Annotated in this window: 11 protein-coding genes; 7 read left to right on the top strand and 4 right to left on the bottom strand. The window is 47.3% G+C overall.

Annotated elements, in window-relative coordinates; genetic code table 11:
- Positions 1-128 precede the first annotated feature (128 nt).
- Both ACKTT9_RS35800 and ACKTT9_RS35795 read left to right on the top strand, forming a co-directional pair.
- Positions 129-812 (top strand): phosphatase PAP2 family protein, encoded by a 684-nt coding sequence (locus tag ACKTT9_RS35800; protein ID WP_407869750.1) that lies wholly within the window; start codon positions 129-131, stop codon positions 810-812.
- Positions 809-1990, top strand: a complete 1182-nt coding sequence (locus tag ACKTT9_RS35795) for an MGDG synthase family glycosyltransferase (protein ID WP_407869749.1) — start codon at positions 809-811, stop codon at positions 1988-1990. Before ACKTT9_RS35800 ends, ACKTT9_RS35795 begins: the two co-directional genes overlap by 4 nt.
- Before the next feature lie 189 nt (positions 1991-2179).
- Here ACKTT9_RS35795 and ACKTT9_RS35790 read toward each other — a convergent pair whose 3' ends face one another.
- From ACKTT9_RS35790 to ACKTT9_RS35775, 4 genes are all read right to left on the bottom strand, one after another.
- The gene (locus ACKTT9_RS35790; RefSeq protein WP_407869748.1) at positions 2180-3088 is read right to left on the bottom strand and encodes an ArsR/SmtB family transcription factor; all 909 of its coding nucleotides are present in this window, start codon (positions 3086-3088) and stop codon (positions 2180-2182) included.
- 1048 nt (positions 3089-4136) lie between these two features.
- Positions 4137-4802, bottom strand: coding sequence for a hypothetical protein (locus ACKTT9_RS35785; RefSeq protein WP_407873179.1), 666 nt, complete (start codon positions 4800-4802; stop codon positions 4137-4139).
- Between the two features lie 137 nt (positions 4803-4939).
- On the bottom strand, positions 4940-5962 hold the full coding sequence (locus tag ACKTT9_RS35780; RefSeq protein WP_407869747.1) for a LacI family DNA-binding transcriptional regulator: 1023 nt from the start codon (positions 5960-5962) through the stop codon (positions 4940-4942).
- A gap of 112 nt (positions 5963-6074) precedes the next feature.
- Positions 6075-6665 carry an AAA family ATPase gene (locus ACKTT9_RS35775; protein WP_407869746.1) on the bottom strand — a complete coding sequence of 197 codons (591 nt, stop codon included), beginning with the start codon at positions 6663-6665 and terminating at the stop codon, positions 6075-6077.
- 200 nt (positions 6666-6865) lie between these two features.
- Between ACKTT9_RS35775 and ACKTT9_RS35770 the strand changes: the two genes are divergently transcribed.
- The 5 genes from ACKTT9_RS35770 to ACKTT9_RS35750 all read left to right on the top strand — a co-directional run bounded on the left by ACKTT9_RS35770 (position 6866) and on the right by ACKTT9_RS35750 (position 13067).
- Positions 6866-8017, top strand: coding sequence for a serine hydrolase domain-containing protein (locus ACKTT9_RS35770; protein WP_407869745.1), 1152 nt, complete (start codon positions 6866-6868; stop codon positions 8015-8017).
- 169 nt (positions 8018-8186) lie between these two features.
- Positions 8187-9632, top strand: a complete 1446-nt coding sequence (locus ACKTT9_RS35765) for a DEAD/DEAH box helicase (protein ID WP_407869744.1) — start codon at positions 8187-8189, stop codon at positions 9630-9632.
- Between the two features lie 245 nt (positions 9633-9877).
- Positions 9878-10756, top strand: coding sequence for a carbohydrate ABC transporter permease (locus tag ACKTT9_RS35760; protein ID WP_407869743.1), 879 nt, complete (start codon positions 9878-9880; stop codon positions 10754-10756).
- Positions 10757-10775: 19 nt separating this feature from the next.
- Entirely contained in the window at positions 10776-11603 is an 828-nt protein-coding gene (locus tag ACKTT9_RS35755; RefSeq protein WP_157324094.1) for a carbohydrate ABC transporter permease, read from the top strand.
- Between the two features lie 123 nt (positions 11604-11726).
- Positions 11727-13067: an ABC transporter substrate-binding protein gene (locus tag ACKTT9_RS35750; protein WP_407869742.1), complete on the top strand. Its 1341-nt coding sequence runs from the start codon at positions 11727-11729 to the stop codon at positions 13065-13067.
- Positions 13068-13080 lie beyond the last annotated feature (13 nt).

Here is a 13080-nt window from a genome sequence, read left to right as displayed (position 1 = left end):
TAGAACTTAGCCTTTAGTCTAGGTTTTATCAAGACTTTTGGCTAAAGAAAGACAGTACCTTAGAGCGTTTAGATAAAAAAGCTTCTCCTTTATCATTGATGTAACGTTAAGGAGAGCGAGGAATTGGAGTGAGATTAACATCGTGGTGGTCCTATTGTTTGGCCTGCAGCGCATTGTTGCTGATCCCGTTGGTGGGTCTGATCTATGTTCAGCTGAATCAAGCTGGTGGAATGGCTTACAACCTGGTGACCGATTTGGATCGGCAAATCCCCTTCGTGAAAGGTTTTGTCGTACCTTATCTATCGTGGTATGGATTTCTGCTTGTCGGGTTTCTGTACTTGGCTTACAAAGATCGTCGTAATTATTATAGAACGCTAATTGAATTTGTGATTGGATTGCTGATTTGTTATGGCATATATGCCATTTATCAAACGACTGTACCTCGGCCGGAGCTAACCGGCACGGACCCTTTGCTGCAGCTTGTGGCGTGGGTGTACCGATCGGATCAACCTTTTAACTGCTTTCCAAGCACTCATGTACTGACCTCTTATCTCATGATGAGAGCCTACCTGCGTACGACTCGAGTCGCGACGCGCTACAAAATTATCGTAACCGCTATATCGCTGCTCATCATCGTCTCCACACAGTTCGTGAAACAGCATGTCCTGCTCGATATTGTAGGAGCTGTCCTCGTGGCGGAGGGTGTTGTTTATGCCATGGATCGTGTGCGAAAAGGCTGGATGACGGAGTCGCGCATCAAAGTCAAAGTACGGACACAGCAAAGCAATCTCGAAGGAGGATTAAGGCAATGAAACGCAGAGAGAAATTATTGATTTTGACAGGCAGTTTAGGGGATGGACATAATAAAGCGGCTCAGGCGATCCTTGAGGCTACGAGATTGCATAGGCCTGATATAGATGTGAAGGTGGTCGACTTTTTGGAGTGGACGCATCCTTACTTGCATGGGGTGGGCAAATACTGCTATATGCAGTGGGTGAAAAGCCTGCCGTCCGTCTATGGCTATCTGTACCGCAAGACGCGTGATGATAATACTTTTTCCCATATGTTTAAAAAGATGAAATCATTCAGCACGGATCGGATGCTGGCGCTGCTGGATGAGGAGGGGCCGACAGAGGTCGTGTGCACGTTCCCTGGGGCCGCGGCGGCGATGTCCTACTTAAAATGCAACGGATTCACGACGGTGCCAACCGTTACGGTCATGACTGATTATACGGATCATAGCTATTGGATTCATCCGGGAACGGATCGTTACCTGGTCGGCGCTGACCATGTGAAGCAAGCGCTGCTTCGATACGGTGTTCCAGAAGAGCATGTTGTGGTTACGGGGATTCCGATTCGGAAGCCATTTACACAGGCATATGATCGGGCGGAGCTGCGAGATCAGCATGGGTTGGATCGCGAGATGCCGACCGTGCTGGTCATGGGCGGCGGGCATGGCTTGATCGGCAAGCAGTTCAAGTCCGTGCTGCAGTCGGATGAGCTGGCGGAGCCGGTGCAGTTCGTTTTTGTCTGCGGGCGCAATGAAAAGCTCAAACAGCTCCTCGAAGAGGAGCTGGGAGGCGAGAAAACGCGTCATCGCGTGAAGGTGACAGGGTTCGTGGACCATGTCCATGAGTTGATGGCTTTATCGGACCTGATCATCACGAAGCCGGGCGGTCTTACCATCTCGGAAGCGATGGCGTTGGAGCTTCCCATGATGTTATATAAGCCGATTCCTGGCCAAGAGCAGGAAAACGCTGCGTACTTGGTCAGCTTAGGGGCCGCGATCGAAGTGAAAAATGCACTAGAGCTGAAAAACCAGCTGCTGGAAGTGATCGCGAATCAATCGCTCTTATCGAAGCTGAAAGAGAACGTGAAGATGAGCCAACAGCATCAGGATGCTCAGCATATGCTTCGCGCTATTTTTGAGACCCGCCATCATTTTGTCCCGATGGCTGACGACATGCGTTTGGCTTATGCCAACGGCTAAAATGGCGGGTTTCTCCCTCTTTTTACCCTTCAAAAACGTCTGTTTTTCGCTAAAAAATGCACGATTTCATAACTTGTCAAGTTTGGTGTCAATAAGTACTTATTGTGTTTTTAAATCAGCTGTTTGGTGATTTGTTTAGATGCCTCGCTTGACAATATATCTTTTGTAAAGGTGTTTGGCCTGCAGCTTCTATTTATCCTCATGCATGGTGACGATGATGTCCTGTGCGTAGTTGCCGAAGTTTTTGCCGAATAAGGTGATGCCTCCGCAGTTGACTGAGCTCTCTAAGGATGCGATGCGGAACTGAATATCCTTGCCGAAGGCGACGGATAGATCTTGTATCGCGGTATCGGATATTTTGGTGCCGTCCAGGTAGGAGCCGGTGGGGCTGACCGTAATGACTTTGAGCAGGCCGTGCTGCGTATTGCTGCTGCTCCACCAATCCGGTGTCAAGACGCCGCGTTGGGAGCCGAAATCACCGGGGCTCGTCCAGATGCCGAGGGGGACGTCGTTGATGTAAAACGAGATATCGGAAGGCCAGTTCTCGTTGAATCCCGGAGCTTCGGAGCAAATTTCAAAGGAAATTTCCAATGTGCGCAGCTTCTGATTGCTGTGAAGGAAGTTGGGAATGCGGTACTCCACATAGCCGCTGGCAAACCATAGAATCCCCGCATGGACATGACCTGGATCGGCAAAATAACGCGGATCATCCAACACGCCGATCAGCTGGGTCGGAGACGCAAGCCCGCAGGTTGGCTTCACCTCGAAAGAGGTGTATTGGCCGATTGGGATGGCAAGTGTATTCGTCGGAAGGTCGACCGGCTTCTTCGGTTTGAACTGCAGGACGGCCTGATCGATCTTCAAGTGGCATATTTTCTGTGTGCCGCGGACACCGGTTGTGTTCTCGGAGGTGATGATGCCGGCTAGCTCAAGCTTCTGAATATGTTTGGTTACAATCGCGGAAGAAATATCAAGTTTCTGAGAGAGTTGTTTGATGTTGAGTGGCTCCTGCCCGAGCAGCTCGATCATTTTCACGCGCGTTTCGGAGGAGAAACATTCGAGAAAAGCCATATTTTTGGTGGAAACTTCAATTTGCATAAAAGGAACCTCAATCTTTAATGTTTTTGTTTATTGTATAACTTGTAGGTTAATTTAACAATATGACATGGGATTATTTCGGGTTGTTCGTTATGAACGGCGTGGCGAGGGGAGCGGGACGCACGAAGTGAAGTGCAGGTTGCTGAGCTGCGCAAATGCAGCTTTGTATTGCACGATGTGCAGTATAGAGCGGGCATTTTGCGGAAAGAGCTGACTTTCATTGTACAAAGTGCAATGAAGAAGCTGGAAATGCGCTGAAAAGTGGCATTTTTGGGTTAAATGGTTGCACAAACTGCAACGTAGCTAGCCGTGGCAGCGAATGTAGCGTGAAATGAATGCACAAAGTGCAACGTAGCTAGTCGTGGCAGCGGATGTAGCGTGAAATGATTGCACTAAGTGCAGCGTAGCTAGACACGGCAGTGGATGCAGCAGCATCAACGTAGGCTGTATTACTCGAAGCAGCTGACGTTGGGAGAAGCGAGCAGCAGTAGGTGCAAGATGAAGCTTCTCCTCAACTGTCGAGCTACGTAATGCAGCTCTATATTGCACAATGTGCAGTATAGAGCGGGCATTTGCGGAAAGAGCTGACCTTCATTGTACTAAGTGCAATGAAGAAGCTGGAAATGCGCTGAAAAGCAGCATTTTGGCGAAAATGGTTGTACTAAGTGCAACGTAGCTAGCCGTGACAGCGGAAACTGCCCAAAATGGTTGCACAAAGTGCAACGTAGCTAGCCGTGGCAGCGGAAACTGCCCAAAATGGTTGCACAAAGTGCAACGTAGCTAGCCGTGACAGCGGAAACTGCCCGAAATGGTTGCACAAAGTGCAACATAGCTAGCCGCGGAAGCGGAAACTGCCCAAAATGGTTGCACTAAGTGCAACGTAGCTAGCCGTGGCAGCGGAAACTGCCCAAAATCGTTGCACTAAGTACAACGTAGCTAGCCGCGGAAGCGGAAACTGCCCAAAATCGTTGCACTAAGTGCAACGTAGGCAACTGCGGCAGCGAAAGCAGGCCGGAATGGTTGCGTGGAGTCTTTTAGGCGAAGTCCCCTAAAGCAAATGACGCCAAGCATCCGGCTGCAGCTCGTACTGCCGAACGACAGTTACGCGCCCGATTGGGCGGAGTATGTCCTTGGCAGCCAGGTTCTGGAGCCGCTTGCGCGCAGTGCGGAAGTTGAGCCCGCACTGCGTGATGAGATCCTTAGGTCGGATAGGTCTGCCTAGTCGAATAGCGAGCAGAATCACCTCTTTTTCATCCGGAGAAAGAGAAGGGGGCGGGGCACTACGAAGCAGATGAGGACCCACCACCAACTGGAGCAGCATTCGACAAACTTCCGGGCGATCCTTGACATCATCGAATGAAAAATGGATCATTTTCCACCCCATCCCGGTCAAGAAAGTATCCCGATTAAGCGAATAGCTGAATCCCTCACGGTCCTTTTCTTTAATGTGAGTTTGAAAACCGTCGCACTCAATCCCAAAGCGGCCGTGCGGCGGGAGAAAAGCAAAGTCGAGGAACTGTGACTTACGATTCCAATCGTAAATTTCGTATTCCGGATGCAGGTCGTCGAAGTTGCCGAATAAGGGCCACCATACGTTTTGGAGCAGCAGCTTCTCCGCGTATTTGTGTCCTCTGAGCAGACGTCCTTTTCGCTCGCCGAACCGATGTGTGAGATGATCATCCAAGAATTTCTGATGCGCTTGTTCAAATTCCAACAAAATAATAGTCTCCTCCAACCTCTTATAAAATAAAAAAAACGCCCCGGAGCCAGGCGGCTCAAGGACGTTCTTCGTCATACATACTATAGCATCTTCAGTGAATATGCGGTACTCCAACTCAGGCCAGCAAATTCCTAAACTCCTACTCTCACTCTGACACAAGAGTCCCGCTCAATCAACTCGCCGTATATCGAAATTTTAGACGGGACGCCGCCTTTTTCGATCCTGCGCAGCAGCAAATCAACAGCCTCAAAGGCAAGCTGTTCCCGCTGCACATGAATGGTTGTGAGACGGGGCCGGACCATCTGCGCGGCTTCAATATCGCCAAAGCCGACGACGGACATCGCGTCCGGCACATGAAAGCCTTTGGCGGTCAAATGCTGAATCAGCGAAATGGCGAGCCGGTCGTTGGCGCAAAACCAAGCGGTTGGCCAAGACGATTGGCCACTTATAACTTCCAGGAACGAAGCTAATTCATCATCCGGAGCTGTGGCTTCATGAGGTCCGATGAGACAGAAGCTCCTATCGATTGCTAATCCTGCATCGGACATAGCATTGGTGAATCCGAACCAGCGCTCACGGAAGCTTTTGGACATACTTCCCGCCCCAATGAAACCGATTTGCCGGTGTCCTTTACGAATCAGGTGGCTGACGATGCTGCAGGCGCCCTCCGCATTCGCTGTCACAACGGAATCCAGCTGTAGTCCGTCGTAGCAATGGTCCACGGTGACAAGCGGAGTCTCCAATTCCTTGAGCTTAGCGACATATGTAGGGGTAAAGACGCCAATGATCAGGATGCCAGAAAACGCAATCTCATGATACAGATCGGGCAGAATCAACAGACGCTCCATATCTTTCGTTACCCCGCTAATGATAGCGGTATAGCCGTTTTCTTTGGCTCTTTTTTCAATGGACCAGAATACTTCGTAGTAGAAATTTTTATCGTTCTGGACAGATTCAGGAAATAAGACGAGCAGGTGATTCTGCTTTTTCCTCGTTTTGGATTCCGTCCGGTACTTAAGCTGCTGAGCAGCTTCAAACACACGGGAACGCAGCTCTTCGCTGACGCCGGGTTTGTGATTAAGGGCTAAGGAAACAGCATTTTTGGAAATGCCGAGCAGATTGGCAATGTCTTGCATGGAGGTTTTGGCGTTCATTTAGCTCAATACTCCTTTAAGCAAAAGTGAATGATGTATAAATTGTAAAGCTTTATCAGCACACTTGTAAAGTTGTATTAAGTAATTTATGTAACTTTACAAAAATACCGTGTCAATTCACTCTGTCAATGAAATTTTCGAGCATTTCCAACTTTTCAGAAGTAAACGGTCCAGAATTGTCGAGATAGAGAATGGAGGCTGGACCAACCGGCCATCGAATTTCACTACGAGTTAGGGAAGGGCTGAATTGTTCCCAGTTATCCAATTTCCAAACGTCTAATGCCGAACCTCTGCCGCTAATGCGCGAGTGATAGGCTTCCTCAGATGGAAGGTAGACATACACGGCCTTAACCATGACATCATCCGTACTTGCGTTGATAGTAGATAGTTCTTGGTTCAGCCACAACGGATCGTTAATTTCGCGGGTAAAAGGCCCGATGACGATGGCGTCCAAGCCTAAAGCCAAATTCTCCAGCGCGGCGTTCATGGTGATGCGGTATCCGAGATCTCGGCAATGCTCTTTATAAAAAGGGGAATCCCGATCCTCGGGATCTTTCCCTGCTAGTGACATCAGCGCTACGGCAGCGGGCCGAAGCAAAGTGTCCATGTCTAGAAAGGCGCCTCCGCGTTTACTGGCATATGCTTTGGCTAGCGTTGTTTTGCCAGCTCCGGCAGGACCTATGAAAAAAATGAGTTTAAGCATGTTAACCTCCAATATGAAACCTGTGACAGGGAAATAGTTACGAATATTGTAACATAAGAGGGATATTCCTTTACTTTTTCATCCAATCTTCAGCTTTTATTAATGTTTTATTAAGGTTTACGTCATATTTGCTTCATAATTGAGTAGTACTCTATATAGAAAGAGAGAGGGTTAATACCATACTGGAAGGATAGATAGAGATGTCCGGAACCCAAGAAAAAACGTTACATTCGGGTAACAATACCATATCGCCATTCCAAACGAATGACAAAGAATCTACCGCGTATTGGCCAACTACAGGCTGGAGAACGAGCACGCCGGAAGCGCAAGGGATGTTCTCGGGTACGCTAGCTAAGACAGTTGAAATGTTCAGCAGTCAACAGGTATGCAGCATCGCAGTCGTTCGAAACGGCCATTTAGTTGCAGAAGCTTATAATAGTTGTACACAAGAGGATATACCTCAAGATGTGAAGTCGGTCACCAAAAGTGTAACATCAGCACTGGTTGGTATTGCTTTAGCTGAACGGAAGCTGATCAGTTTGGATCAAAAGGTTCGCGATTTTTTCCCTGAACTTGCCAATGATCCTTTGAAATCCAAAATGACAATCAGACATTTGCTGAGCATGACGTCCGGCCTGAATTGGGATAATACGAATGAAATCTCCTCAACCGAGATGATGTATTCAGCGGATTGGGTGCAGTACATTCTGGATCGCCCTGGATATGCAGAGCCAGGTACCCTGTTTAATTATAGCAATGGTGACGCGCATTTGTTGTCGGCTATAATGCACAAAGCAACGGGGCAATCGTTGTTCGATTATGCCCAGTCACGTTTATTCGATCCTCTTGGCATTACAAACGTGAGCTGGAATTCGGATGGAAAAGATCGCTCCATTGGCGCATGGGCAATGGCTTTAACGCTGAGAGATATGGCTAAGTTTGGTTACTTATATTTGAAACAAGGCCAATGGGAAGATCAAACGATTATTCCACCAAACTGGATTCGCGATTCCCTGCAAAAGCGAGTAACTCTGAATTACAGCAATGGAACGCAGGGAGGCTACGGACTGCTATGGTGGTCCAAGACGCTGCCCAAAGGAATCGTCAAAGGAAGTAAAAAGCAATACGACATGTTCTACGCGTCTGGTTCGAGCGGAAGACGTATTTTTGTTGTCCCTGAGCTGCAGCTGATCGTGGCATTAACCGCTAACTCCCCTGATCCGAATATGCCCGAATATCTGCTGCTTCATGTGCTGCAAGCCATTCGTTCCGATAAAGCTCTTCCGGATAATCAGGAGAATTTTGCCAAGCTGGAGCAAGCTGTGCGAGCTTTTAAAGAAGTAACCGAATAAAAGATGGAACAAGGAAGAAGCTGCCGCGGTGGCTTCTTTTTCTTTATCCGGAGTTGACGTTGGTTTGGTTAAAAAACCATCCGTTTTGGCGCGGATTGCCGCCCCCGATGGTTTTTTTGGTACGTTTATGAGATAGTTGGAGGAAAGTGAACTAAAGGGGAGTTATTTAGTGGCATTAAGAAGTTTTACAGATTATCAATTGAGTGAGGATATCGTCCGGGCATTGCAGAGCTTGGGGTATGAGCAGCCGACGGACGTGCAGCACGAAGTGATTCCCATCGCGCTTCAGGAGAAGGATCTCACAGTGAAGTCGCGTACGGGAAGCGGGAAGACGGCGGCTTTCGGGATCCCGATTTGTGAGCTCGTAGAATGGGAAGAGAACCGGCCGCAGGCACTCATTCTGACACCGACGCGAGAACTGGCGGACCAGGTGAAGCAGGATATCACGAACATTGGGCGGTTCAAACGGATTAAAGCGGTAGCGCTATATGGCAAACAGCCCTTTGCCAAACAGAAGCTGGAGCTTCACCAGAAGTGCCATGTCGTGGTAGGCACACCGGGACGTGTGCTGGATCATATTCAGAAGGGCACATTGGATTTGGAGAAGGTCAAGATGCTCGTCATCGATGAAGCGGATGAGATGCTGCGGATGGGCTTCATAGAGCAGGTGGGAGCGATCATTGATGAGGTTCCGACGGCCCGCATGACGATGCTGTTCTCAGCGACACTCCCGCAGGACGTGGAACAGTTATGCCATCAATATATGAAGGAACCGATAGATATTGAAATTCAAACACCGGAGGCGGCCAAGGTTCAGATTGAACATGCGCTAATTACCGTGAAAGAAACAGAGAAATTTAATGTGCTTAAGGATGTCTTCGTGACGGAGAATCCGGAGAATTGCATTATTTTCTGCAGGACGCAAGAACATGTGGATGATGTCTTCCGGGAGTTGGATCTTCTTGACTATCCGTGCGACAAAATTCATGGAGGCATGGTGCAGGATGATCGCTTCCTGGTTATGAACGCATTCAAAAGAGGCGAGTTCCGTTTCCTGGTGGCAACGGATGTTGCGGCGCGGGGGATTGATGTGGAGGATATTACTCACGTCATTAACTATGACCTGCCGATGGAGAAGGAAAGTTATGTGCATCGGATCGGAAGAACCGGACGAGCAGGCAAAACAGGCAAAGCCATCACCTTCGTTACTCCGAATGAAATGAAATTTATCCCTGAGATCGAAGAATATCTTGGATTCGAGATCCCGCGCAGAGAAGCTCCTACGGAAGAGGAAGTTGCCCAGGGTATGCCGGCTTTTGAGCGGAAAATGCAAGCGACGCCGGTTATCAAGAGAGATAGAAGCGACCAATTGAACAAAGGGATCATGAAGCTCTATTTTAACGGCGGGAAAAAGAAAAAGATCAGAGCGGTGGACTTCGTGGGAACGTTAGCCAAAATTGAGGGCGTGAGCGCAGAAGATATCGGCATCATTACGATTCAAGACAACGTTTCGTATGTGGATATACTGAACGGCAAAGGACCGATGGTGCTCAAAGTCATGAAGAACACAACGATCAAGGGGAAACTCCTGAAAGTGCATGAAGCAAATAAGTAAGGGGAGAATATCCGGTAGGCCATCATCACGGCTTAGCGGATTTTTTTCGTCCATCAGAGGGGGCTCCAGTGTTCATTGAAGGTTAAAATTTTACTCAAACGAGTAAATTATTTGACTTACCCGACCTGTCCTCCGCAGGGTAGACTATAGGAAACACAACACATGGGGTGAATAATCATATGGCCAACAATACACATACACATTCGAGCACCCTTTCCAATGCGAAAGTGAAACGGAGAAGTTCGATGGCACAAATACGTGAGGACCTGATCGGATATGCCTTCGTTGCACCGATGGTACTCGGACTATTTGTTTTTACTTTATTTCCAATTATTGCGTCCTTCTTCCTCAGCTTCACGGATTGGAACTTTGTTGCCGGTTTTTCCAAAGTGAAATTTCTCGGCTTAGATAACTTTATCAAGCTTGTGCACGATTCCGTCTTCTTGTTATCCCTGAAGAACAACATGATATTAATGATTGTCGTTCCTTTAACGCTCATCATCTCGCTGCTTCTAGCAGTCGTCATCGATAAAAAAATCTATTTAAAAGATTTCTTCAAGGTTATTTATTTTATCCCTTATATTTCTAGCGTAGTTGCGGTAGCGATCGTGTTTCAGGTGTTATTTCACCCGACGTATGGTCCACTTAACCAAATTTTGATGGATCTGGGCGTTGCGAATCCGCCAAAATGGTTGGCTGACCCGGATGTCGCTTTGTATTGTGTAATGGGTCTTATGATTTGGATCTCTATCGGATATAACATGATTATTTTCATGGCTGGCTTGCAGTCCATTCCCAAAGATCTGTATGAGGCAGCGGATATCGATGGTGCTTCCAAGTTCAGACAGCTTATGAGCATCACGGTGCCTCTTTTATCGCCAACAACTTTCTTCCTGCTAGTAACGGGGATTATCGGTACCTTTAAAGCGTTTGATGTTATTTCCGTCCTTACAGGCGGCGGGCCTGCGAACTCCACGACTGTAGTCGTTTATCGTCTATACGAAACAGCCTTTGTTAACCTGCAATCCGGTTACGCCTCCGCAATGGCAATTGTACTTCTGCTCCTTGTGCTTCTGATTACACTTGTACAATGGCTCGGACAACGTAGATGGGTGAACTACTAAGAGAAGGAGGAATACCACGATGGACAAGAATCAAAAGTTTAAAAAAATAGTTCTTACATTACTCATGCTTGTCATTGGCATACTATTCATGTCGCCGTTCCTCTGGATGATCTCCGCTTCCATGAAGCCGGAAGCCGACGTGTTCGCTTATCCGATTCAGTGGATCCCTAAACATTGGAATGTCATTGAAAATTATAAAACAGTATGGGAAACTAAGTTTTCATTATACTATTGGAATTCCATTAAGGTTTCGGTATTAACTACGGCACTATCCGTCTTACTTTCTTCTATGGCTGCTTACGCCTTCTCAAAAATCAAATTCCGCGGTCGTAATGCGCTCTTCGTGCTTATCCTGGCGATCTATATGATCCCGAGCCAAGCCATTCTCGTTCCGCAGTTCTTGCTTTTCCGTTGGATCGGGTTGTTCGACAGTCACTTTGGTTTGATTCTGTTAGGTTCATTCTCTGTTCTCGGAACATTTATGCTTCGTCAGTTCTATCTCGGTATTCACGATGAGTATATGGAGTCAGCCCGGATGGACGGTGCGGGACATCTAAGAATTTTCTGGTCGATTTGTACACCGCTTGTGCGCCCGGCGATTGCTACGTATGCGATCCTGCGTTTCATCTGGACATGGAACGATTACCAGAACCCGTTGATTTTCCTAAGAACAAAAGACTTGTTCACACTTCCTCTAGGTATCCGGTCTTTCGCTGATTTGAACGGTGAGTTCTACTCGCTAATCATGGCTGCATCGGTATCGGCCATCGTTCCATTACTGATCATCTTCATCATTGGACAAAAGCAGGTTATCGAAGGAATTTCGATGGGCGGCGTGAAGGGTTAATCCAAAAAGTCAAAATAAGAGTGCATGAGGTTAAAATAGTGCCTCGTGCGCTCCATGGAAGTTTGTTACGATCGGTCATGTAAAGGTTTTCACACAAATCAAAGCTCACTTGGAGGGGTTCCTATGAAAAAGAGTTTACTAGTATTAAGCGGTGTACTTGCTATCAGTGCTGCACTTGCAGGCTGCGGTAATAAAGCGGAAACACCTGCTGCAGATAGCGGTGCTGCGGGCGGATCGAAAGCTCCTGTTACAATTAAAGTGCAAGGTTGGTACACAGAAGCGCAAGGGAACTGGAATGCAACGGTTGAGGCTTACAATAAGACACACCCGAACGTAAAAGTCGTTTATGAAAGCATGTCCGAGAAAGGCGATTCCCAAGAAGGCATGAAAAAACTTGACCTTCTGGCTGCTTCCGGCGAGCAAATGGACGTTGTGATGTATTCCAGCGCATCCGATTTCGCTCAACGTGTAGGCGCAGGCATCTTGGAGCCGCTTGATGATTACCTGAAAAAAGATAACATTGTTGTCAAAGACGAGTACAAGCTTGATCCAATTGTTAATGGGAAATATTATGCGTTGCCAGGTAAAATGATTGAATGGTTCGTCCTCTTGAACAAGGACAAGCTCGATGAAGCTAAACTTCCTGTTCCAACAGAATGGACTTGGGATCAATATGCAGAATACGCTAAGAAGTTGACCAAAGGTGAAGGTGCTTCGAAAGCTTACGGTTCCTACTTCCATAACTGGAAAGACTACGCGTTGCTTGGTCTGAACAATGACATGGAGAACCCGTACTTGGTGAAATCTGATGGTACGCAAAATATCGACAATCCGAAAGTTCGTTACTCCCTTGACCTTAGAAACAAAATGGAGAACGTAGATAAAACATCCGTACCTTACTTCGAAGTTGTATCGCAAAAAATGGCTTACCGTGATGTATTCTACGGCGGTAAAACAGCTATGCTAGCAACAGGTAACTGGATGGTTGGCGAGCTTTCCCTGAACGCGAAATTCAAGACGGTGTTTGCTCCATATCCGAAGTTTGACGCTAAAGATCCAAACGGTCTGACAGAAGTAGGCGCTGACTTCATGGGTGTAGCTGCGAACTCCAAAAACAAACAAGCAGCTTATGACTTCGTGAAATGGTACACAACAGAAGGTATCCAAACACAAGGTCTATTCTTCTCCGCATGGAAAAAAGCCGATGTTGAGAAAAACGTTGATGCGATTTTGAAAAGCGGTAAACCAGAACAAGTTGCTATGATCGATAAAGAATCTTTGCTTGCTACTTTGAAAGTGAACAAAGCTACCAAACTGGTTGTTCCTCCAACTTACGCGCTGCAACAAGAAAAAGAATACCTAACGCAAGTTGAGTTGTTCTTGACAGGCAAACAAGATTTGGAGAAAACGATTCAAACAGCGAAAACGAAAATTGAAGATATCCGTAAGAGCAACGCGAAGTAAGAAGTAACGAATC

Source organism: Paenibacillus sp. P36, from assembly GCF_045866505.1.
Taxonomy (GTDB): Bacteria; Bacillota; Bacilli; order Paenibacillales; family NBRC-103111; genus Paenibacillus_E; species Paenibacillus_E chondroitinus.
The sequence above is the reverse complement of the archived record's forward strand: the minus strand, read 5'-3'. Positions and strand labels throughout refer to the sequence as shown.

What these genes read in the sequence shown, in the direction of transcription:
- ACKTT9_RS35770 (WP_407869745.1), top strand. Translation starts at nt 6,866, where the DNA reads ATGTCCGGAACCCAAGAAAAAACGTTACATTCGGGTAACAATACCATA.
- ACKTT9_RS35790 (WP_407869748.1), bottom strand. Translation starts at nt 3,088, where the DNA reads ATGCAAATTGAAGTTTCCACCAAAAATATGGCTTTTCTCGAATGTTTC.
- ACKTT9_RS35750 (WP_407869742.1), top strand. Translation starts at nt 11,727, where the DNA reads ATGAAAAAGAGTTTACTAGTATTAAGCGGTGTACTTGCTATCAGTGCT.
- ACKTT9_RS35760 (WP_407869743.1), top strand. Translation starts at nt 9,878, where the DNA reads ATGGCACAAATACGTGAGGACCTGATCGGATATGCCTTCGTTGCACCG.
- ACKTT9_RS35780 (WP_407869747.1), bottom strand. Translation starts at nt 5,962, where the DNA reads ATGAACGCCAAAACCTCCATGCAAGACATTGCCAATCTGCTCGGCATT.
- ACKTT9_RS35755 (WP_157324094.1), top strand. Translation starts at nt 10,776, where the DNA reads ATGGACAAGAATCAAAAGTTTAAAAAAATAGTTCTTACATTACTCATG.
- ACKTT9_RS35775 (WP_407869746.1), bottom strand. Translation starts at nt 6,665, where the DNA reads ATGCTTAAACTCATTTTTTTCATAGGTCCTGCCGGAGCTGGCAAAACA.
- ACKTT9_RS35795 (WP_407869749.1), top strand. Translation starts at nt 809, where the DNA reads ATGAAACGCAGAGAGAAATTATTGATTTTGACAGGCAGTTTAGGGGAT.